Raw genomic sequence first — 20,809 nt, 5'->3', positions numbered from 1 at the left:
GCTGACGCCCTGCCCCGAAGGCTGTGTGGAGCTAGAAGCACCTGTGGAACTGGTGGTCACCGGTCGACGCCTCCCATCACGGGGTCGATGGATGCGACGGCGACGATGACGTCGGCGACCTGGCCGCCCTCGCACATCGCGGCCATCGCCTGCAGGTTGGTGAAGGACGGGTCGCGGAAGTGGACCCGGAACGGGCGGGTGCCGCCGTCGGACACGGCGTGCACACCCAGCTCGCCCTTGGGCGACTCCACGGCGGCGTACGCCTGTCCCGGCGGGACGCGGAAGCCCTCGGTCACCAGTTTGAAGTGGTGGATGAGGGCCTCCATGGAGGTGCCCATGATGTTCTTGATGTGGTCGAGCGAGTTGCCGAGTCCGTCCGGGCCCAGGGCCAGTTGGGCGGGCCAGGCGATCTTCTTGTCGCCGACCATGACGGGGCCCGGGGCGAGCCGGTCCAGGCACTGCTCGACGATGTGCAGCGACTGGCGCATCTCTTCCAGGCGGATCAGGAAGCGCCCGTAGGAGTCGCAGGTGTCGGCGGTCGGGATCTCGAAGTCGTACGTCTCGTAGCCGCAGTACGGCTGCGTCTTGCGCAGGTCGTGCGGCAGGCCGGCGGAGCGCAGGATCGGGCCGGTGGCGCCGAGGGCCATGCAGCCGGCCAGGTCGAGGTAACCGACGTCCTGCATACGGGCCTTGAAGATGGGGTTCCCCGTGGCGAGCTTGTCGTACTCGGGGAGGTTCTTCTTCATCTTCTTCACGAACTCGCGCAGCTGGTCCACCGCGCCGGGCGGCAGGTCCTGGGCGAGGCCGCCGGGCCGGATGTACGCGTGGTTCATCCGCAGGCCGGTGATCAACTCGTAGATGTCGAGAATGAGTTCACGATCACGAAAGCCGTAGATCATGATCGTGGTCGCGCCGAGCTCCATGCCGCCGGTGGCGATGGCGACCAGGTGCGAGGACATCCGGTTCAGTTCCATGAGGAGCACGCGGATGATGCTCGCGCGGTCCGGGATGTCGTTCTCGATGCCGAGGAGCTTCTCGACGGCGAGGCAGTAGGCCGTCTCGTTGTAGAACGGCGTCAGATAGTCCATGCGCGTCACGAACGTGGTGCCCTGTGTCCACGTGCGGTATTCGAGGTTCTTCTCGATGCCGGTGTGGAGGTAGCCGATGCCGCAGCGGGCCTCGGTGACCGTCTCGCCGTCGATCTCCAGGATCAGGCGCAGCACGCCGTGTGTGGACGGGTGCTGGGGGCCCATGTTGACGATGATGCGCTCGTCGTCGGACTTGGCCGCGGACTGGACGATCTCGTCCCAGTCGCCACCGGTGACCGTGTAGACGGTTCCCTCGGTGGTCTCGCGCGGCGAAGCGGAGGGAGCAGAAGAAGGAGTGGACATCAGCTGTACGACCTCCGCTGGTCCGGAGCCGGGATCTGGGCGCCCTTGTACTCGACGGGGATGCCGCCGAGGGGGTAGTCCTTGCGCTGCGGGAAGCCCTGCCAGTCGTCCGGCATCATGATCCGCGTCAGCGCGGGGTGGCCGTCGAAGACGATGCCGAAGAAGTCGTAGGTCTCGCGCTCGTGCCAGTCGTTCGTGGGATACACGGGGACCAGGGACGGGACGTGCGGGTCCGACTCGGGCAGGGAGACCTCGAGGCGGATCAGGCGATTGTGGGTGATCGACCGCAGGTGGTAGACGGCATGGAGCTCGCGGCCCTTGTCGCCGGGGTAGTGGACCCCCGAGACGCCCGTGCACAGTTCGAAGCGCAGGGCCGGGTCGTCGCGCAGGGTCTGCGCCACGCGTACCAGGTGCTCGCGCTCGATGTGGAAGGTGAGCTCGCCGCGGTCGACGACCGTCTTGTCGATGGCGTTCTCCGGGACGAGTCCCTGTTCCTCCAGGGCGCCCTCCAGCTCGTCGGCGACCTCGTCGAACCAGCCGCCGTAGGGGCGGGTGGCCTCGCCGGGCAGCCGGACGGAGCGGACCAGGCCGCCGTAGCCGGAGGTGTCGCCGCCGTTGTTCGCGCCGAACATGCCGCGCTGGACGCGGATCTCCTCGCCGGCGTCGCCTCGCTGCCCGGGCAGGTTGGAGGAACTGAGGTCCTTCTCGGGGTTCACCCCGTTGCTGTGCGCGTCACTCACCGCAGCAGCCCCTTCATCTCGATCGTCGGGAGCGCCTTGAGCGCCGCTTCCTCCGCCTCACGGGCCGCCTCCTCGGCGTTCACGCCGAGCTTGGAGGACTGGATCTTCTGATGGAGCTTGAGAATCGCGTCCATCAGCATCTCGGGCCGGGGCGGGCAGCCGGGCAGATAGATGTCGACCGGGACGATGTGGTCGACGCCCTGCACGATCGCGTAGTTGTTGAACATCCCGCCGGACGAGGCGCAGACGCCCATGGAGATGACCCACTTGGGGTTGGGCATCTGGTCGTAGACCTGGCGCAGGACGGGCGCCATCTTCTGGCTCACCCGCCCGGCCACGATCATCAGGTCCGCCTGGCGGGGCGATCCGCGGAAGACCTCCATGCCGAACCGCGCCAGGTCGTAGCGCCCCGCGCCCGTCGTCATCATCTCGATGGCGCAGCACGCGAGCCCGAACGTGGCAGGAAAGACGGACGACTTGCGCACCCAGCCCGCGGCCTGCTCGACGGTGGTCAGAAGGAATCCGCTCGGCAGCTTTTCTTCGAGTCCCATTGGTCTGTGGCTCCTGGTCTCCCCTATACGGGGTTCAGTCCCATTCCAGGCCGCCGCGCCGCCATACGTACGCGTACGCGACGAAGACGGTGAGCACGAAGAGCAGCATCTCTACGAGCCCGAATACCCCGAGGGCGTCGAAGGTGACGGCCCAGGGGTAGAGGAAGACGATCTCGATGTCGAAGACGATGAAGAGCATCGCCGTCAGGTAGTACTTGATGGGGAAGCGCCCGCCGCCGGCCGGCGTGGGGGTGGGCTCGATGCCGCACTCGTACGCTTCGAGCTTGGCCCGGTTGTACCGCTTTGGACCGATAAGCGTGGCCATGACCACGGAGAAGATCGCAAAGCCTGCCCCGAGGGCTCCCAGTACGAGGATGGGCGCATACGCGTTCACCGCTCCTCGCTCCTCTCAGTCGGCGCTGACTGCTGGCGGTTGCAAGGGCTCGCGCTCCCACCCCTCCTGCAAACGGTCGAAGATCGCTTACATGTGAAGCAGGTCACAAGCCCAACTTGCCCCGCATCCTATGCCCGCCACTCTGTGATCTGCGACACGGGGTGCGCCAACTACTTTGTGATCTCCACCACCTGACGAAGGATCATGAAGTCGGATGAGCGGTGATCTTCACACTCGAAGCACCTGAGTGATCACCAGAGGTGACAACTTGCCCGGTTACCGCTGGTCAGAGAGGTGGGCTCTGTATCAAGACGTGGGCGCGGCAGGCAAATTGGCGCTGGACACCGGTGGCTGATAGTGGACGCCGTTCACACATCAGGGGGAGAGGTGTGGACGGAAGTGGACGTCGGGGTCCCCCTTAGGGGTTCGGTGTGACCTGCGTCACGTGTCATGTAACGTCCCGGAAACCGGGCTTGGCCAACGGCCTCAACGAGTGGTAGGCCCGGGGCAATTCGGGCGTTTTACCGAAACCCCATGATCACAGCCTTGATCAGGGCTGTCCGTATTGCCCGTTACGGCGTCAATAAGGGCTGCCCGGTGCGGGATTCGCGTCCCGTCTTCACAACTGTGGCGCACCACACGTTTCTTGATGGGAACCGTGAAGCCCTGATAGCGGTTGTACTCATGTCCCACACCGCTCACATACCCAGCCACCGGAAGCCCCGTCGCAGCGCCTCGAAGATGGCCCTGCGCGCCGGAGTTACCGGTGGCGTCCTCAGCACCCTGGCAGTGGCTGGTGCGTCCGGTGCGGCGAACGCTGCCGAGCCCGTGACGCAGACGATCGAACTGCCCACGCTCACCGCCGATCTGTCCACGCAGGTCGCCCAGTCCGCTGACGCCACCCAGCAGGCCGCGGCCAACTACCAGCTCCAGGCGGAGCGTGACGAGGCCTTCGCCAAGGCCGCGGACCAGGCCAAGAAGGACCAGGCCGAGGCGGAGAAGAAGGCTGAGGCCAAGAAGAAGGCCGAGGCCGCCGCCAAGGCCAAGGCCGAGCGTGAGGCCGCCGAGAAGGCCGCCTCCCGCTCCAGCGAGCGCACCACCCTCTCCGCCACCACGCAGACCGCCAGCGCCCCCGCCAGCGGCTCTGTCGCCTCTGTCATCAGCTTCCTGAAGGCTCAGGTCGGCGACGCGTACGTGATGGGCGGCACGGGCCCCAACTCGTGGGACTGCTCCGGTCTCGTCCAGGCCGCGTTCAAGCAGGCCGGTGTCGACCTCCCGCGCACCTCGCAGGAGCAGTCGACCCAGGGCACCGCGGTCTCGCTCTCCAACATCCAGGTCGGCGACATCCTGTACTGGGGCGGTGCGGGCTCGGCGTACCACGTCGGCGTCTACATCGGTAACGGCCAGTACCTGGACGCCGCCAACCCCTCCAAGGGCGTTGTCATCCAGGACCTGTCCGGCTACCCGGCCAGCGGCGCGGTCCGCGTCCTCTGAGTCCTGCACGACCGAGAGCTCTGCACGACATGGCGAAGGCCGCCTTTCCCCCAGCGGGGTGAGGCGGCCTTCGTCGTACCCGGGTGGCCGGCGGCTCAGCTCTGCGGCGCGAGTTCGCCCATCGGGCCCCAGTCCTCGTTCGGGATGTCGGCGTTGATGATCTCGGGGGTGGCGGCGATGAGCGGCGCCATGGCGGCGAGGCCCGCCTTGAAGTGGTCGGAGCCGACGTGCGCGGCGCCCGCGTCACCGTCCCGGAACCCTTCCAGGAGGACGAACTGGTTCGGGTCCTCGACGCTGCGCGACCAGTCGAAGAAGAGATTGCCCTCCTCGGCGCGGGTCGCGGCGGTGAACGCGGCGGTCTTCTCCAGCCAGGAGTCGGTGTGCTCGGGGCGGACGGTGAACTTCACGGCGATGAAAATCATGCCTCCAGCCTGCCCCGAGCCCCCTGGCCCGGCAAAGTCAGGCCTTCGGCGCGACCTTGCTCAGACCGTTGATGATGCGGTCCATGGCGTCGCCGCCCGACGGGTCCGTCAGGTTGGCGAGCATCTTCAGGGTGAACTTCATCAGCATCGGGTGGGTCAGACCGCGCTGCGTCGCGATCTTCATGACCTTCGGGTTGCCGATGAGCTTCACGAAGGCACGGCCCAGCGTGTAGTAGCCGCCGTAGGTGTCCTTGAGGATCTGCGGGTAGCGCTGGAGGGCGAGTTCGCGGCTCGTGTGGGTCGGGCGGGCGTGCGCCTGCACGATGACGTCGGCGGCGAGCTGCCCGGACTCCATGGCGTACGCGATGCCTTCGCCGTTGAACGGGTTGACGAGGCCGCCCGCGTCGCCGACCAGGAGCAGGCCCTTGGTGTAGTGCGGCTGGCGGTTGAAGGCCATGGGGAGGGCGGCGCCGCGGATCGGCATCGTCATGTTCTCCGGGGTGTAGCCCCAGTCCTCCGGCATCGACGCGCACCACGCCTTGAGGACCTCGCGCCAGTCCAACTCGCGGAATGCCTTGGAGGAGTTGAGGATGCCGAGGCCGACGTTGGACGTGCCGTCGCCCATGCCGAAGATCCAGCCGTAGCCGGGAAGGAGCCGGTCCTCGCCGGGGCCGCGGCGGTCCCACAGCTCCAGCCAGGACTCCAGGTAGTCGTCGTCGTGGCGCGGCGACTCGAAGTACGTGCGCACCGCGACACCCATCGGGCGGTCCTCCCGGCGGTGCAGGCCCATCGCCAGGGAGAGCCGGGTGGAGTTGCCGTCGGCCGCGACGACGAGCGGCGCGTGGAAGGTGACGTCACGCTTCTCGCCGGCGTCACCGAGCTTGGCGTGCACGCCCGTGATGCGGCCGGTGCGGTCGTCGACGATCGGGGCGCCGACGTTGCACTGCTCGTACAGCCGCGCGCCCGCCTTCTGCGCCTGCCGGGCGAGCTGCTCGTCGAAGTCGTCACGCTTGCGGACCAGTCCGTAGTCCGGGTAGGAGGCGAGGTCCGGCCAGTCCAGCTGGAGGCGGACGCCGCCGCCGATGATGCGCAGGCCCTTGTTGCGCAGCCAGCCCGCTTCCTCGGAGATGTCGATGCCCATGGAGACGAGCTGCTTGGTGGCGCGCGGGGTCAGACCGTCACCGCACACCTTCTCTCGCGGGAACGCCGTCTTCTCCAGGAGCAGGACGTCCAGGCCCGCCTTCGCCAGGTAGTAGGCGGTCGTCGAACCGGCGGGGCCGGCACCGACGACGATGACGTCAGCCGTGTTCTCCGTGATGTCGGTGGGCGCGGCGCCCTTGGTGTTCTCGGTGTTCTCGGTGCTCTCGGAGAGGGGTTTGGGCTGCTCGGTCACGGCGGGGTCTCCCCAGGCTCGAAAACGGTGGGCTCGTACAACGGTGGACTCGTACAACGGTGGACTCGAAAACGGTGTGCCTGCGGGCACGGACATGGGCAGTCTATTCAGCGATATCGATCTCCCAGCCGAAGGGCCAGCCCATGACCCGAACTCTCCCCGCCGTGGATCTGCGTGTTCCCACCCATGAGGACGCCTTCGCCTGGCACCGGGTCTTCGACGACCCGGAGGTCATGGAGTTCCTCGGTGGCCGCAGCGCGGCGTCCGAGCTGTCCGTGCACCACGAGGCGACGGCGCGGCAGCGGATGCACGACGCGGAGCTCGGCTACTGCCTGTGGTCCCTCCTCAACGAGGAGGGGGAGGTCATGGGGTTCACCGGCGCGCAGCCCTGGCGGCACGCGTGGGGTCCGGTCGGCGAGGTCGAGATCGGCTGGCGGCTCGGCCGGTCCTACTGGGGCAAGGGCTATGCGACGGCCGCCGCCCTGGCCACCCTCGACCGGGTGCGGGCCGCGGGGCTCGGCAGCGTCGTCGCCATGGTCGACGCCAGGAACGCCCGCTCGATCGCGGTGACGCGGCGCCTCGGCATGGAGCTGGAGGAGACGTTCGTGACGCCGACCGGTCGGCAGGGGCACTGTTTCCGGCTGGTTCTGTAGGCACCGGCGGCACCGCGTGGACCGGGAAGGGCGCCCGCTGCGGGCCCTTTCCGGTCGCCGCGCGCGGAGTTACCCTTCCGGTACCGCCAGGGGGTGACATCTGTGCCGAAGACGCCCAAGACACCCAGGACTCCCGACACACCCGAAGTCCATGTGCCGAAGTTCGTCGGGCTCATGGCGCTCGACGCCGGGGCCACGGCGGCGGCGCACGGCCTGCGGCTGACCGCCGCGGACCGTCCCTCGCTCGACGAGGCTGCCGTGGACTACGTGGTGCGGCAGTACCCGTTGCCCGGCGTGGAGATCCCTCTGGACGCGGTCGTGACGGTCTGGTTCGACTTCGGGGAGGGCGAGGGCGGCGGTGGCGCGGGCGTGCGCGAGCCCCGCGAGCCGGGCCCGCGGGGCGGCGGCATGCGCCGGGAGCTCGATGAACCCCCGGAGCCCGTCGTGCCGTTCACTCCGTGTCCGTGAGCCGCCACGAGTCGAGGCCGATCCGGTAGGTCTCCTGGAGATCGGACCAGACGTCGTCCTTGCCGGTCAGCAAGATGGCGTACTCGGTGCCGTCCGCGGCGATGTACGACTGGTCGATGCCGTGCACGGTCTGTCCGGCCCCGTCCTCGTACGTGTACTCCCACAGGGCGCCCGGACGCCCCTGGAAGGTGTTCTTCTCCAGGCGGACGCGCTGGTAGTTCGCCTTCTTCTTGTCCTTCTTCGCGTGCGCCTCCAGGTTCAGGAGGTTGTCGTACGAGGTGTAGTCGGCGTTCGGGATCACACCGATGAGGTACTCCTCCATGCCGGTGCTGCCCGCGTACGTGACCTGCGTGCCGCTCGCGTCGACGCCCTCGCGGTCCCAGACGTCGGGGACGACGAAGGAGAAGCCCTTCGCGTCGACGACCTGGTGGTAGCCCTCGGGGACCTCGGGCGTCTCCGAGGGGCCCGCGGCGTCCGGGCTCGCCGAGGCGGACGCGCCGTCGGCCCCGTCTTCGGACACGTCACCGGACGCGTCGTCGGACGGCTGCGGTGTCGCCTCGGTGCGGGCCGCGGCCGGCTTGTTGTCCTTGGCGTCGTCCTGGCCGCCGTTGCCGTCGTCCTGGAGCAGCAGTACACCGGCCGCCGCGCCGCCGCCGATGACGAAGGCGCCGAGCAGGGTGGCGACCCAGACGCCCACGCGCCGCTTGGGTCCCTGGGCCGTGGCGGGCGGCGGCGGGGCGAGATGGACGGTGTGCGGGTCGTACGCGTCAGCCCCAGGGTCCGGGACCGGGGCCGGGGCCGGGGCCGGGACCGGGGCCGGGGCCGCTGCCGGGGCCGGGCCCGGGGTGGGAGCCGGGCCCGGGACGGGGGCCCGCGAACCCCCCGTCTCCGTAGGGAGGTTGGGGATGTCCGGGGAGGGTGGGGCCGTAGGGCTGCCCGCCGGGGGCAGAGCCTGCGGCCCCGTACCGAAATCCGGGGCTCCCGCGGCGGCCGGGTACGCCGCGCCCTTCAGCAGCCCGTTGTCGAAGCCGGCGAGGCGCAGCAGGTACGGCGCGAGGAAGACGCCGCCGCCCACCCACAGCAGCCCGAACAGCAGCAGGTCGGGCATGCTCAGCCCGCCCTCGCTGGTGCCCGCGAAGGAGACGTCGTCGGCGAGACCGCCCGAGCCCGTCATGGAGAACCCGGACAGGGCGCCCAGGACGAGGACGAGCGCGTAGAAGAAGCCGCCGCCCAGGAAGAGTTCGCGGCGGTCCCGTGAGCGGCGGGCGATGAGGACGCCGACCAGCAGCGCGAGCACGAGGCCGAACGCCAGCACACCGATGACGGCGCCGCTGTTGACGTCGTCGCCGAGCTGTTCGAGGCCGTAGGAATCGTGCGTGTACCCGGAGCCGCTGAAGCCCGATCCGCGCGCGTCCACGTCGACCGGCGCGCCCCACACGAAGCCCAGGCCGGTCAGGGCCAGGTTGGGCAGGTAGAGCAGGAGCAGCACGATGCCCGCGGCGAGGTCGCCGCCGGTGGCGTCCTCCACGTCGCTGTTGCCGCTGCCGTCGTCGGTGATGATGCCGACCACGAAGGCCGCCACGAGGATCAGCGGCAGCACCCAGGCCAGCGCCCGCACCGCGGAGCCGAAGGCGCGGCTCGCGGCGGCGACGCCGGGGCGCACCGCGAGCCACTGCGCGATGTCGGACCGCTGGAACACCGCGACGGTGACGGCCATGCCGAGCGCCAGCGTGCACAGGGCCACCAGGAACGGGTTGGAGTGGAACTCGACCTGCTGGATCGTCGGCTGCCCGAACAGCGCGAGCACGACCGTGCCCGCCATCGCGAGCAGGCCGACCCGGACCGCGGCCTCCAGGCCGAGGGTGCGGGCCGGCGGCGGCCCCCACTGCCCTTGTACCTGCGGCGAGTTGAGCATGCGCGTGCGCAGCATCCGTACGCCGATCAGCAGGGCCACGCACCAGAGCACGGCCACCATCAGGGGCGGCATGGAGAGTTCGACGGAACCGCTCTGCGTGCCGCCGGAGGAGTCGCCGAACACGGCGGAGCCGCTGCCGGCCGACGTCACCTCGAAGCTGCCGCCGAGCCCGTGCATGAGTGCGGTCAGGGCGACCCGCAGCCGGTCGCCGAAGCCGACGAAGTCCCCGGAGCCCGCGTCCTGGCCGTAGCCGGGTATCGCGAGGGCGACGGCGCCGACGAGGAGCAGTCCGACGGGCCACAGCGCGGCCTGGGCGGCGCCCGCCCAGTCCCCGCGGAAGGCCCTGCCGAAGAAGGCGCCGACGGGCGACGGCTGAGCGGGGCCGACGGGCTGGGGCGCGTATCCGGGCGGGGGCGGCTGGTGGGCCGACTGTGGCGGGAAGGCGGGCGGCCGGTCGGCGGCCGGTGGCGGGAATTCAGGCGGCGGCGGGGCGCCCGGTGGCCCGGTGGGGACGGGCGGCACGGGCGCGGCCCCGGACCCGCCCGCCGGGCCGGGGCGCTCCCGCCCGCATCTCATGCAGAAACGGGCCTCTTCTGGAGCCTCGGCTCCACAGTGCGGGCAGAACGGCGTCATCAGGGTGCTCCGCGATGATCTGGGGACGTGATCCGGGGACGCATGGCTGCCGCCCCGTCACGAGGCGTCACCACGCACTCAACGGACACATCTTCCCGCCGCTCCGGTTCCCTCCAACGCCCTTGATGCGCAGAGAAGTTGAACCGTTACACGTACGTGGGTACGGGCCTGAGCACCCGTACCCAGGCCCTACCGGCGGGTCACCTACTTGATGCCGCGGTGCAGGGCGACGATGCCGCCCGTGAGGTTGCGCCAGGCGACCTTGGACCAGCCCGCGCCCTGGAGGCGGGCGGCGAGCTCCGGCTGGGTGGGCCAGGCGCGGATCGACTCGGCGAGGTACACGTACGCGTCCGGGTTCGAGGAGACGGCGCGCGCGACGGGCGGCAGGGCGCGCATCAGGTACTCGGTGTAGACGGTGCGCAGCGGCGCGAGCGTGGGGTGGCTGAACTCGCAGATCACGACCCGGCCGCCCGGCTTCGTCACCCGGTACAGCTCGCGCAGCGCCTGGTCGGTGTCCTGGATGTTGCGCAGGCCGAAGGAGATGGTGACGGCGTCGAAGGTGTCGTTCTTGAACGGCAGCTTGGTGCCGTCACCGGCCGTGAACGGCATCCAGGGGTGGCGCTGCTTGCCGACCCGCAGCATGCCGAGGGAGAAGTCGCAGGGCACGACGTAGGCGCCGGCCTGCGCGAAGGGCTGCGAGGAGGTGGCGGTGCCGGCGGCGAGGTCCAGGATCTTCTGCGCGGGCCGGGCGTCGACGGCCTTGGCCACTTCCTTCCGCCACAGCCGCGCCTGCCCCAGGGACAGCACGTCGTTGGTGAGGTCGTACTTCTCCGCGACGTCGTCGAACATCGAGGCGACTTCGTGGGGCTGCTTGTCCAGGGATGCACGGGTCACCGGGTCATTGTGTCAGCCCGCCCCCTTCGACCGGCCGACCGGTACCTCCTAGGATGCGGGCGCGAGCGAACCGATCATGGGGGTGGACGAGTTGGCGACGCGACGACGGGTCCGGGCCGGCGTGGCCGGGATCTGGCTGGTGCTGGCCGTGGGCGGCTGGGCGGCGACGCAGGCACTGGGCGGCGGGGTCGAGCCGACGGACGGGGCGCCTCCGCGGCCGGGGACGTCGTCACCGGCGGCGGGCGGCCTGCCGGAGGGCTGCACGACACCGAGCCCACTGCCGAGCCCGGGGCCCGACGGCAAGGTCGTCATCGGCTGTTCCCGGATCGACGCGTATCCGGGCGTGGAGTGCCCGAATCCGAAGGACGGCACCCCCGACTCCTACGACTCCGGCGACTTCTACGACTCCGACGGCTGCTTCCGCGACGGGGCGGGCGTCGGCACCCCGCCCGCCGTCCCCACGTCCGCCGGGACCTGCGCCTCCCGGCCCGGCGAGGCAGTCGACTGTCTGCTCGTCGTGCGTCGGCGCTGACCGACACCGTGACCGGTCGCGGCCGAACCCGCTCAGCGCCCGCGGTACACCAGTCGCCCGCCGATCACGGTCGCCACACACGTGCCCGCCCCGCGCCGCACCAGGTCCTCCCGGTCGGCCACGTCGAAGACGGCGAACCGCGCGGGCCCGCCCACGGTGAGAGCCGGCAGCAGGACCAGCGGCTTCGGCGAGAGGGAGACCGGTCCCGGCAGGGCCTGCGGGCGGGCCGCGAACGCGAGGCCCGAGCGCTGGGCGGCCTCCAGGACCGGCTTGGCGCGCAGCTCGCCCGCGACGGCGACCGTGCCGTGCGCGAAGAGCCGCTGCACCCCGCGCCGGGCGCTCGGACCGAGCAGCGACGGGTTCGCGCGGAACATCTCGCGGGCCCGCTCACCGCCGATCGGCACGGTGCCGAGCGTGTCGGCCTCGCGCGGATCGGGGTGGTAGGTGTGCTCCAGGATCTCCGGGCCGTACGGGTTGAGCAGCCCCGGCGTGAGGATGCCGGGCCAGCGCCGCACCCGTACGGACGGGTGGGCGGCGGCCAGCTCCTCGTACGGTCCGAGGGCCGTGACGCGCTCGCCGTCGACCAGGACGGCCGAGCCGTCGGCCTCGGTGACGTGAAGGGTCGGCACAGGAACGGGCGCGCTCAGTTGCTGGAGACGAGCTTGAGCTCGGGGTGCGCCGTGCCGCCCTCGATCGCGGTCGAGGAGATGTGGGAGACGACGCGGTCGTCGACCGGGTCGTTCGCCGGGTCGTCGTGCACCACGAGGTGCTCGTACGTGGTCGCGCGCTGCGCGGGGACGCGGCCCGCCTTGCGGATCAGCTCGATGATCTCCATGCGGTTGGAGCGGTGCTTGGCACCGGCCGAGGAGACGACGTTCTCCTCCAGCATGATCGAGCCGAGGTCGTCGGCGCCGTAGTGCAGCGACAGCTGGCCGACCTCCTTGCCCGTGGTCAGCCAGGAACCCTGGATGTGCTGGACGTTGTCCAGGAAGATCCGGGCGATCGCGATCATGCGCAGATACTCGAAGAGCGTGGCCTGCGTGCGGCCCTTGAGGTGGTTGTTCTCCGGCTGGTACGTGTACGGGATGAAGGCGCGGAAGCCGCCCGTCCGGTCCTGGGTGTCGCGGATCATGCGCAGGTGCTCGATGCGCTCGGCGTTCGTCTCGCCGGTGCCCATCAGCATGGTCGAGGTGGACTCGACGCCGAGGCGGTGCGCCGTCTCCATGATCTCCAGCCAGCGCTCGCCGGACTCCTTCAGCGGGGCGATGGCCTTGCGCGGCCGCTCGGGCAGCAGCTCGGCGCCGGCGCCCGCGAAGGAGTCGAGTCCTGCGGCGTGGATGCGCTGGATCGCCTCCTCGACCGAGACCTTGGAGATGCGGGCCATGTGCTCGACCTCCGAAGCGCCCAGGCTGTGGATGACGAGCTGCGGGAACGCCTTCTTGATCGCCGAGAAGTGGTGCTCGTAGTACTCGACGCCGTAGTCCGGGTGGTGGCCGCCCTGGAACATGATCTGGGTGCCGCCCAGCTCCACGGTCTCCGCGCAGCGGCGCAGGATGTCGTCGAGGTCGCGGGTCCAGCCCTTCTTGGTGTCCTTCGGGGCCGCGTAGAAGGCGCAGAACTTGCACGCCGTGACGCACACGTTCGTGTAGTTGATGTTCCGCTCGATGATGTACGTGGCGATGTGCTCGATGCCCGCGTACTTGCGGCGCCGGATCGCGTCGGCGGCGGCGCCCAGCGCGTGCAGCGGGGCGTCGCGGTAGAGGTCCACCGCCTCTTCGGGGGTGATGCGCCCGCCGGCGGCGGCGCGGTCGAGGACGGACTGCAGCGCGGCCTTGTCGGTCACCGGGCGGGCCCCTTTCGGAGGATCGAATACGACTCTGCGTACGAGTCTGAGCTGAATTCTCAGCGTACGTCAGGCGGCCAGGGCCCCCAGCAGAACCCCCGCGTACGCCCCGAGGAGCATGAACGGGCCGAACGGGATCTCGGTCTTGCGCCCGGCGCGCCGGGCGACGACGAGGACGAGGGCGAACAGGCCGTTGAGGAGCACGCCCGCGAAGACGCCGATGAACAGCACGCCGAGCCCGTACCAGCCGAGCGCCGCGCCCAGACCGAGGGCCAGTTTCACGTCGCCGAAGCCCATGGCGCGGCTGTTGGCGAGGTGCAGGACGAGATAGAAGGCGCCCATGCCGAGCGCGCCGAGCCCCGCCGAGCGCCAGGACCCGCCCGGCTCGGGCAGCAGCGCTGCCACCCCCAGCGCGCCCGCGCACAGGACCGCGAACGGCAGGGTCAGCACATCGGGCAGCCGGTGCACGGCGAAGTCGACGGTGGCCAGGAGCACCCCGAGCGGCGCGAGCAGCAGCCAGGCGCCGAGTTCGGGCCGGGTGCCGGTGGCGGCGGCGAGCAGGGCGCACACCAGCGCGGTCACGGCGGCGAGCAGCGGGGCGGGCGGCCCCGGCCGCACCCCGGCCCAGCCGGGTCCCGGCCGCCAGGGTTCGTCCGGTTCGACGGAGAGGCGGTACGCGGGGCGCGGCAGGAGGGCGCCGGTGACGGCGCCCCAGAGGGTGGCGACGGCGATCAGCGCGCCGGTGGACAGCGTCGCGGGGGACCCGATGAGTGGCATCACGTCAGGCGGCCGCGACGGCCGAACTCCCGCCGGGCACCGGCGTGCTGCCGCCCCGGCGCCGGACCCCGCCGACGAGGGTCGCGGCGACGCCGAGCGCCGCGAGGGCGGCGAACGCCCCGACGTAGAGCATTCCGTACGGGTACTGGCACGGGAATCCGGCGGTCACCGCCGCAACGGGTATCAGAACGGCCCACTTGAGACTGTTGCGCCGTGCGTGGTTCTGCTTCAGGGCTACTGCTCCGCTCGCTTCAGGTCCGCCGTCGGATTGCCCGCGTCAGGGTACTCAGAGGTGTACTTGAGGCCCGATCCGTCACGGGTGAGGTGCACGGTGCTGGCGCCGCTCGCGCACTTCAGGTCGTCGCCGGAGACCTTCTTGCCGGTGGCCACCACTTCCTTCGCGGTGGCGGACTTCAGGGTCAGTTCGTCGACGCAGCGGTTGCCGGTGATGTCGGTCGAGGTCACCGTGCCGAGCCGCTTGCCGACGGCCGTCTGCTTCAACTCGACGCGGTAGGTGTCGAACTGGACGCCCAGCTCCGTGGTCGTGGCCTTGCCCTCCCACACGCCGAGGTAGAACTCCGCTACGACACCGGCCGGTTGCGCCGTCTCCGGAGCGGACGCCGAAGCGGTGGCCGAGACCGAGGCCGACGACTGCGGCGCCGGTCCCCCGTCGGCGCTCCCGCCCTGGTCGCCGGAGCCCCCCGGCAGCATGTTCACCACCAGGATCCCGCCCACCGTGACCGCCGCGAGCGCGCCCGCCACGGCCAGCGCCACCGAGCAGCTCACCCTGCGGCCTCGCCCGTTCTCCGCCGCCGGGGTCGACGCCGCCGTCACGGAGAGCTTCAGACGGCCGGGCCCGGCGTCCTCGACAGGGGCGTCCGCCGGTGGCTCGGTGCGTGGCTGCGGGACCGCCGCGTAGGCCGGGTCCGGCGGGCCGAAGACGCCCGCGGGGCCGGCGGGGGTGACCGTGACGGCGGGGCTGCTGAAGCCCACCGGGCCCGTCGCCGGATCGGTGCCCTCCAGGTCCAGGAGCCGTACGGCGTTGCGCGAGACCTGCTCGACCAGTCGCCCCGGCAGCCAGCCCGCCGCGACGAGTGGGCCCGCTCCTTCGGGTGCCAGGCGGCGCGCCACCTCCTCCGGTGCGGGCCGGGCGGACGCCTCCTTCGCCAGACACCCGGCGATCACGTCCCGCACCTCGCCGTCCAGGGCGCCCAGTTCGGGTTCCTCGTGGACGACCTTGTAGAGGAGCGCCGCCGACGAGTCCCCGGGGAAGGGGGACTCCCCCGTCGCCGCGTACGCGAGCACCGCGCCCAGCGAGAAGACGTCGGAGGCACCGGTGACACCCTTGCCGAGGATCTGCTCGGGGGCCATGTAGCCGGGCGAGCCGATGGAGACGCCGGTGGAGGTGAGGGAGGCCGTGCCGTCGGTGGCGCGGGCGATGCCGAAGTCGATCAGGCGCGGACCGTCGACGGTCAGCAGGACATTGCTGGGCTTCACGTCCCGGTGGACGAGGCCCAGGGCGTGCACCGCCGCCAGCGCCTCCGCGAGGCCCGCGCCCAGGACCCGTACGGAGTGCTCGGGCAGCACCCGGCCGGGACCGGCCGCCTGGGAGAGCGCGGGGCCCGCGACGTACCCGGTCGCCACCCACGGCACCGGCGCCTCGGGGTCCGCGTCGAGCACCGGCGCGGTCCACGCCCCGCCGACCCGCCGCGCCGCCTCCACCTCGCGCCGGAAGCGCGCCCGGAACTCGTCGTCGAGCGCGAAGTGCGGATGGACGATCTTCACGGCGACGGTGCGCCCGCCCGCGCTGCGGCCGAGGTAGACCCGGCCCATGCCGCCGTGTCCGAGGCGGCCCAGGAGGCGGTAGGGGCCGACCGTCGTCGGTTCGTCGGCCTGCAGCGGCTGCATGCTGTCAACCTCCCCCGGGTCCCGAGACGGCACGCACCCCAGCAGCCTAGGCCCTGTGCATCGCGGCTCATATGGCCTTGGCCGTACCGCGATATCACCTGCGCATCAGAGAAATCGGCAACGGTGTTCACCGGAATTCCATGGAGCGGACACAGCGGTACGTAAGTACCGGGCCGGAATTCCGGTGAACACCCCGCCGGCACTCAGCGGCCGAGCAGTTCGACCTTCACGTCCGAGGGAAATCCGGTGGTCGCGCCGACCCGTCGCGCGAACTCCGTGACGCCTTCCAGCTGCGACGCCCCGAAGCGGAAGTCGAGGGTCGTGAAGTACTCCTCCAGGATCCGCTCGTCGAACACCTCCCAGCGCGCCGCCTGCTCGGCGACCTTCCCGACCTCTTCGAGGGAGAGGTCGCGGGAGGACAGGAACGCCTCGTGCACCTGGCGGGTGATCGCCGGCTCGCGCGCGGCGTAGTCCTTGCGCGCGGCCCACACGGCGAAGACGAACGGGAGGCCCGTCCACTCCTTCCACATGGCGCCCAGATCGTGCACCTGGAGCCCGAGCCGCGGCGCGTCGTGCAGGTTGGCGCGCAGCGCCGCGTCCCCGATCAGCACGGCCGCCTCCGCGTCCTGCATCATCAGGCCGAGGTCGGGCGGGCACGTGTAGTAGTCCGGCTGTACGCCGACGCGCTCGGCCAGCAGCAGCTGGGCGAGACGTACCGACGTACGCGACGTCGAGCCGAGGGCGACGCGGCGCCCGTCGAGCTGGTCGAGGGGCAGCTGCGAGACGATCACGCAGGACATGACGGGCCCGTCGCAGCCGACGGCCAGGTCGGGGAAGGCCACCAGCTGGTCGGCGGCCTTCAGGAATTCGACGAGGGTGATCGGACCGATGTCCAGATGACCCTGCACGAGCTGCTCGCTGAGCTTCTCCGGGGTGTCCTTCGTGAGCTCGAAGTCGAGCAGCGAACCGGTCCTGGCAAGTCCCCAGTACAGGGGCATGCAGTTCAGGAACTGGATGTGGCCCACGCGCGGACGGGTGCGCCGCGCGGCCGTCTCTGCCTCAGGGATGATCTCGGGAGAATTGTCCACATCGCGAGGCTAGACCCCATGAGATACGGTGCAGGCTCCGGGTCCAAGAGCTCCCGTGTCAACCCGGATCCGAGACTCGTCAAACCTCCGGGTGACGTGATCTTGCCCTCTATTGCTTTCGGCTGCCTGCGTGCTAGGCTCGCCGCAAGTTGCAGTTTGGTTTCCCTTGCAGTACAGAGCCTGCGGAGCATGTGACCGCGGGCTCTCGTCGTTTTCAGACTTTTGCAGTTGTTCGCGCATTTGCAGGTTCTGGAGCAGGGCGACCCTTTGGCCCATAGGAGGGCTTATGGCTACCGGAACCGTGAAGTGGTTCAACGCTGAAAAGGGCTTCGGCTTCATCGCCCAGGAGGGCGGCGGCCCGGACGTCTTCGTCCACTACTCGGCGATCAACGCGAACGGCTTCCGCTCCCTCGAGGAGAACCAGGCCGTCAGCTTCGACGTCACGCAGGGCCCGAAGGGCCCGCAGGCGGAGAACGTCACCCCCATGTGATCTTCCTCCTGATCGCTTGATCCGGAACCGAGTGCAGTACCCAAGGAGCCCCGCGCCGCAAGGCAGCGGGGCTCCTGCCTTTTGCCCCGGCCGCCTTTGGTCCGGGCGCGGTCAGGTGTGCTGCATGACCAGGACGCAGGTGGTGCCCGGCTCCAGGGCGCGGCAGGTGTGCGGGAGGTCGCCGGGGTACGAGAGGTAGTCGCCGGGGCCGAGTTCGACGGGGTCGTCCTGCGGGCCGGCGAGGACGCGGCCCGCGCCGACGACGAGGTGTTCGGTGGTGCCGGGGTGGTGCGGGTCGGAGTCGCGCGGGCTGCCCGGCTCCACCTGGAGGAAGTAGAGGTCGCGGCGGGCGCCGGGCGGGCTCGCGGAGAGCAGGGTCGCGGTGTAGTCGGCCACCTCGGAGGGGACGGCCGGGCCCTGGCCCGCCCGGACGACCCGCACGACGGGGCGCGGCGGATCGAGGAGCGTGCTCGGCGGCACGTCGAGGGCGACGCTCAGCGCCCACATCGTCTCCAGGCCGGGCTTGCCGTTCGCCGCCTCCAGCTGGGAGAGCGTGGACTTCGCGATGCCGGCGCGCTTGGCCAGCTCGGAGAGGGAGAACCCGGCGCGGGTGCGTTCGCGGCGCAGGGCGGCGGCGATGCGGTCGAGAGGCAGGCCGTTGCTGCGGGGACTGTCCGGCTGGGCGGTCATGGCTGCGGCTCCTCCATCGGCGACCCCGGCGCACGGGCCTCGGGCCTCGGGCCTCGGGCACATCGTTCGGTACGTCGATACTAGCGTTCGGCTTGACGAACGTACGGCGGTGCGCGCATGCTCGCCCTTATGCGTTCGCTACACCGAACGATCGACCCCCTGGAGCGAACGTCGCGCAGGCCGCGGCCGCCCCGGGCACGGGTGCTCGATCGACCGCTGATCCGTGATGTCGCCCTGGTCTGTCTCGCCGACGGTGTCGTGGGGCTCTCGTTCGGCGCGATCGCCGTCGCGGGCGGGCTTCCGGTGTGGCTGCCGGTGCTGATGTCGCTGCTGGTGTTCGCGGGGTCCGCCCAGTTCAGCGCGGTGGGGGTGCTGGCCGCCGGGGGCGGGCCCGTGGCCGCGGCGGCGACCGGGCTGCTGCTCAACACCCGTACCGCCGCCTTCAGTCTGGCCGTCGCCGACACGCTCGGGCGGTCCTGGCCGGCGCGGCTTGTGGGCGCGCATCTGGTGACCGACGAGACGGCCGCGTTCGTGCTCGCCCAGAGCGATCCGGGCAAGCGGCGCACCGCCTTCTGGCTCTCGGGCATCTCGCTGTTCGTCGCCTGGAACGTGAGCGTGGCGGCGGGCGCCCTCGCCGGCGGCGCGCTCGGCGACACGGACCGGTTCGGGCTCGACGCCGCCTTCCCCGCCGTGCTCCTCGCGCTCGTGCTGCCCGCGCTGCGCGACGGCTCCGGCGTGCGCAGGGCCGCGGCGGCCGGGGCCGTGATCGCGGTCGCCGCGACACCGTTCCTGCCGACCGGGGTGCCGGTGCTGCTCGCACTGGCGGGCCTGGCGCTCGTCCGGAGGCCGGTGTGAACGCGCAGCTGGCCGCCGTCCTGGTGCTCGCCGCCGGGACCTACGCCTTCCGGCTCGCCGGACCGCTGCTGCACGGCCGCGTCCGACTCCCGGACCGGGTGCAGGAGTTGCTGACGAGCGGCGCCACCGTGCTGCTCGTCGCGCTGCTCGCCACCGGGGCGCTGATGGCGGGGCACGAGTTCGCCGGGTGGGCGCGGCCCGCCGGGGTGCTCGTGGGCGGGGTGCTCGCGTGGCGGCGGGCGCCGTTCGCCCTGGTGGTCGTGGGGGCGGCGGCGGTCACCGGGCTGCTGCGCCTCGCCGGGGTTCCGTAGCGGTCGCCTACGGATGCATACGGGCGCCCTTGAGGATCTTGTCGACGGCGTTCTTCGGGCCGTGCACGGCGATGCCGACCAGGTCCAGGTCGCCGGAGCCGACGGCCTTCACCGCGGCGCGGTTGTCGCGGTCGTTGCCGGTGGCGAAGAGGTCGGCGGTGAACACGGCGCGGGGCAGCGCCCGTTGCAGGGCCTTCGTGTGGGCGGCGGTCAGGGTCTCCTTGCCGCCTTCGAAGACCAGTACCGGCTGGCGGAACATCGGCAGGTACGGGGTGCCGTCGGCGTCCTCGTACGGTGCGCCGATCACTTCGGGGACCTGGGTGCCGAGGCCGCTGACGAGGAACGCGGTGACGTTCAGGCGCTGCCAGGTCTCCAGGTCGTCCCGGAGCAGGACGGCGATCTTGGTGTCGAAGCGGACGGGCTGCTGGTCGGCAGGGGGCTCGGTGTTCATGGTCCGAGACTCCCGCGCGGGCCGGGTCCTCGTCTTGTACGTTCTTTGCATGGCGGCCCGCAGCGCTCCCTCCGAGGAGATCACCGCGTGGCGCCCGCAGGTCAAGGGCGTCACGGAGGTCTTCCACGCCCGCTTCACGCAGCACGCGTACCCCATGCACGTCCACGACACCTGGACGCTGCTGATCGTCGACGAGGGCGCGGTCCGCTACGACCTGGAGCGGCACGAGCACGGCACCCCGCTCGGCACCGTCTCGCTGCTGCCGCCCGGTGTCCCGCACAACGGCGAGGCGGCGACGGCCGCCGGGTTCCGCAAGCGCGTCCTGTATCTGGAGGCGTCGGAGTCCGGGCTTCTCGACACGTCGTACGTCGGGGCCGCCGCCGACTCCCCCGACCTGGTCGATCCGTTGCTGCGGCACCGGATCGGGCAGCTGCACACGGTACTGGCCCGCCCCGGCGACGAACTGGAGGCGGCGGCGCGGCTCGCGCTCGTGGGCGAGCGGCTGCGGGAGCGGTTGCGACCGGGACTCGTCGAGGCGGGGCGGTCCGCTGCCGACCGCCGACTGGCCGACCGGCTGCGGCAGTTGCTCGACGCGCGAGTGGTCGAGGGGGTCGAGCTGGAGGAGGCGGCGGGGGCCCTGGGTGCTCATCCGGCGCATCTGGTGCGGTCGTTCAGCGCGGCGTACGGGATCGCTCCGCATCAGTACCTGATGGCGCGGCGGGTGGACCGGGCGCGGCGGCTCTTGCTGGCCGGGCAGTCGGCCGGGGCCGTGGCGGTGGACGTCGGGTTCTACGACCAGTCGCATCTGACGCGGCACTTCAAGCGGGTGGTGGGGGTGCCGCCGGGGCGGTATGCGCGGGGCCGGGGGCCTTCACCTTCCCGTCTGCCCGGTGGGTGATGCGGGGGCGGGGGCGGG

General features: G+C 71.1%; 24 protein-coding genes. 8 read left to right on the top strand and 16 right to left on the bottom strand.

Annotation, left to right across the window (positions count from 1 at the left end; translation table 11 throughout):
• Positions 1-56: 56 nt before the first annotated feature.
• Genes J3486_RS27120 through J3486_RS27105 form a run of 4 tightly spaced genes read right to left on the bottom strand, consistent with a single transcriptional unit; the run spans position 57 to position 3,076 of the window.
• Positions 57-1,391, bottom strand: a complete 1,335-nt coding sequence (locus J3486_RS27120; RefSeq protein ID WP_207824785.1) for an NADH-quinone oxidoreductase subunit D — start codon at positions 1,389-1,391, stop codon at positions 57-59.
• A complete protein-coding gene (locus J3486_RS27115) occupies positions 1,391-2,131 on the bottom strand; it encodes an NADH-quinone oxidoreductase subunit C (protein ID WP_207824783.1) in 741 nt (246 codons plus the stop codon). The genes J3486_RS27120 and J3486_RS27115 overlap by 1 nt, the downstream gene beginning before the upstream one ends.
• Complete coding sequence (locus J3486_RS27110) at positions 2,128-2,682, bottom strand: NADH-quinone oxidoreductase subunit B family protein (RefSeq protein ID WP_018528252.1); 555 nt, start codon at positions 2,680-2,682, stop codon at positions 2,128-2,130. The genes J3486_RS27115 and J3486_RS27110 overlap by 4 nt, the downstream gene beginning before the upstream one ends.
• Before the next feature lie 34 nt (positions 2,683-2,716).
• The gene (locus J3486_RS27105) at positions 2,717-3,076 is read right to left on the bottom strand and encodes an NADH-quinone oxidoreductase subunit A (protein ID WP_007383963.1); all 360 of its coding nucleotides are present in this window, start codon (positions 3,074-3,076) and stop codon (positions 2,717-2,719) included.
• A 684-nt stretch (positions 3,077-3,760) separates the two neighbouring features.
• Between J3486_RS27105 and J3486_RS27100 the strand changes: the two genes are divergently transcribed.
• Positions 3,761-4,570, top strand: coding sequence for a C40 family peptidase (locus J3486_RS27100; RefSeq protein WP_207824782.1), 810 nt, complete (start codon positions 3,761-3,763; stop codon positions 4,568-4,570).
• A 95-nt stretch (positions 4,571-4,665) separates the two neighbouring features.
• Here J3486_RS27100 and J3486_RS27095 read toward each other — a convergent pair whose 3' ends face one another.
• Both J3486_RS27095 and J3486_RS27090 read right to left on the bottom strand, forming a co-directional pair.
• The gene (locus J3486_RS27095; protein ID WP_207824780.1) at positions 4,666-4,992 is read right to left on the bottom strand and encodes a putative quinol monooxygenase; all 327 of its coding nucleotides are present in this window, start codon (positions 4,990-4,992) and stop codon (positions 4,666-4,668) included.
• Between the two features lie 37 nt (positions 4,993-5,029).
• Complete coding sequence (locus J3486_RS27090) at positions 5,030-6,385, bottom strand: geranylgeranyl reductase family protein (RefSeq protein ID WP_374194776.1); 1,356 nt, start codon at positions 6,383-6,385, stop codon at positions 5,030-5,032.
• 143 nt (positions 6,386-6,528) lie between these two features.
• Here J3486_RS27090 and J3486_RS27085 point away from each other — a divergent pair, with 143 nt between their 5' ends.
• Positions 6,529-7,038 carry a GNAT family N-acetyltransferase gene (locus J3486_RS27085; protein WP_207824779.1) on the top strand — a complete coding sequence of 170 codons (510 nt, stop codon included), beginning with the start codon at positions 6,529-6,531 and terminating at the stop codon, positions 7,036-7,038.
• A gap of 174 nt (positions 7,039-7,212) precedes the next feature.
• Complete coding sequence (locus J3486_RS27080; protein ID WP_229378702.1) at positions 7,213-7,506, top strand: serine/threonine kinase; 294 nt, start codon at positions 7,213-7,215, stop codon at positions 7,504-7,506.
• On the opposite strand, the gene J3486_RS44395 is transcribed toward J3486_RS27080, so the two are convergent.
• Both J3486_RS44395 and J3486_RS27070 read right to left on the bottom strand, forming a co-directional pair.
• A complete protein-coding gene (locus tag J3486_RS44395; protein WP_267878240.1) occupies positions 7,490-10,054 on the bottom strand; it encodes a zinc-ribbon domain-containing protein in 2,565 nt (854 codons plus the stop codon). The genes J3486_RS27080 and J3486_RS44395 overlap by 17 nt on opposite strands.
• Positions 10,055-10,258: 204 nt before the next feature.
• The gene (locus tag J3486_RS27070) at positions 10,259-10,948 is read right to left on the bottom strand and encodes a demethylmenaquinone methyltransferase (protein ID WP_207824777.1); all 690 of its coding nucleotides are present in this window, start codon (positions 10,946-10,948) and stop codon (positions 10,259-10,261) included.
• Positions 10,949-11,039: 91 nt separating this feature from the next.
• Here J3486_RS27070 and J3486_RS27065 point away from each other — a divergent pair, with 91 nt between their 5' ends.
• Positions 11,040-11,480 carry a hypothetical protein gene (locus J3486_RS27065; RefSeq protein WP_207824774.1) on the top strand — a complete coding sequence of 147 codons (441 nt, stop codon included), beginning with the start codon at positions 11,040-11,042 and terminating at the stop codon, positions 11,478-11,480.
• 32 nt (positions 11,481-11,512) lie between these two features.
• Here J3486_RS27065 and J3486_RS27060 read toward each other — a convergent pair whose 3' ends face one another.
• The 6 genes from J3486_RS27060 to J3486_RS27035 form a co-directional block, all read right to left on the bottom strand.
• Entirely contained in the window at positions 11,513-12,109 is a 597-nt protein-coding gene (locus J3486_RS27060; protein ID WP_207824772.1) for a hypothetical protein, read from the bottom strand.
• Between the two features lie 14 nt (positions 12,110-12,123).
• Positions 12,124-13,323 (bottom strand): cyclic dehypoxanthinyl futalosine synthase, encoded by a 1,200-nt coding sequence (gene mqnC, locus J3486_RS27055; RefSeq protein WP_207824770.1) that lies wholly within the window; start codon positions 13,321-13,323, stop codon positions 12,124-12,126.
• Positions 13,324-13,392: 69 nt separating this feature from the next.
• Positions 13,393-14,100 (bottom strand): A24 family peptidase, encoded by a 708-nt coding sequence (locus tag J3486_RS27050; protein ID WP_207824768.1) that lies wholly within the window; start codon positions 14,098-14,100, stop codon positions 13,393-13,395.
• 4 nt (positions 14,101-14,104) lie between these two features.
• Positions 14,105-14,269, bottom strand: a complete 165-nt coding sequence (locus J3486_RS27045; protein WP_207824766.1) for a hypothetical protein — start codon at positions 14,267-14,269, stop codon at positions 14,105-14,107.
• Positions 14,270-14,334: 65 nt separating this feature from the next.
• Positions 14,335-16,008, bottom strand: a complete 1,674-nt coding sequence (locus J3486_RS27040; protein ID WP_207824764.1) for a serine/threonine-protein kinase — start codon at positions 16,006-16,008, stop codon at positions 14,335-14,337.
• Positions 16,009-16,211: 203 nt separating this feature from the next.
• A complete protein-coding gene (locus J3486_RS27035) occupies positions 16,212-17,006 on the bottom strand; it encodes a menaquinone biosynthesis protein (protein ID WP_229378698.1) in 795 nt (264 codons plus the stop codon).
• Between the two features lie 376 nt (positions 17,007-17,382).
• Between J3486_RS27035 and J3486_RS27030 the strand changes: the two genes are divergently transcribed.
• Complete coding sequence (locus J3486_RS27030; protein WP_006138897.1) at positions 17,383-17,586, top strand: cold-shock protein; 204 nt, start codon at positions 17,383-17,385, stop codon at positions 17,584-17,586.
• Positions 17,587-17,697: 111 nt separating this feature from the next.
• Here J3486_RS27030 and J3486_RS27025 read toward each other — a convergent pair whose 3' ends face one another.
• The gene (locus tag J3486_RS27025) at positions 17,698-18,276 is read right to left on the bottom strand and encodes a helix-turn-helix domain-containing protein (protein WP_207824762.1); all 579 of its coding nucleotides are present in this window, start codon (positions 18,274-18,276) and stop codon (positions 17,698-17,700) included.
• A 129-nt stretch (positions 18,277-18,405) separates the two neighbouring features.
• Between J3486_RS27025 and J3486_RS27020 the strand changes: the two genes are divergently transcribed.
• Complete coding sequence (locus tag J3486_RS27020) at positions 18,406-19,131, top strand: AzlC family ABC transporter permease (RefSeq protein ID WP_207824760.1); 726 nt, start codon at positions 18,406-18,408, stop codon at positions 19,129-19,131.
• Positions 19,128-19,442: an AzlD domain-containing protein gene (locus J3486_RS27015; RefSeq protein WP_207824759.1), complete on the top strand. Its 315-nt coding sequence runs from the start codon at positions 19,128-19,130 to the stop codon at positions 19,440-19,442. The genes J3486_RS27020 and J3486_RS27015 overlap by 4 nt, the downstream gene beginning before the upstream one ends.
• Positions 19,443-19,449: 7 nt before the next feature.
• Here the strand turns inward: J3486_RS27015 and J3486_RS27010 are convergent, their stop codons facing one another.
• Positions 19,450-19,893, bottom strand: a complete 444-nt coding sequence (locus tag J3486_RS27010; protein WP_229378679.1) for a DUF2000 domain-containing protein — start codon at positions 19,891-19,893, stop codon at positions 19,450-19,452.
• 49 nt (positions 19,894-19,942) lie between these two features.
• Between J3486_RS27010 and J3486_RS27005 the strand changes: the two genes are divergently transcribed.
• Complete coding sequence (locus tag J3486_RS27005; protein WP_229378678.1) at positions 19,943-20,791, top strand: AraC family transcriptional regulator; 849 nt, start codon at positions 19,943-19,945, stop codon at positions 20,789-20,791.
• Positions 20,792-20,809: the final 18 nt, after the last annotated feature.

Source organism: Streptomyces sp. VRA16 Mangrove soil (genome assembly GCF_017377775.1).
GTDB lineage: Bacteria > Actinomycetota > Actinomycetes > Streptomycetales > Streptomycetaceae > Streptomyces.
The sequence above is the reverse complement of the archived record's forward strand: the minus strand, read 5'-3'. Positions and strand labels throughout refer to the sequence as shown.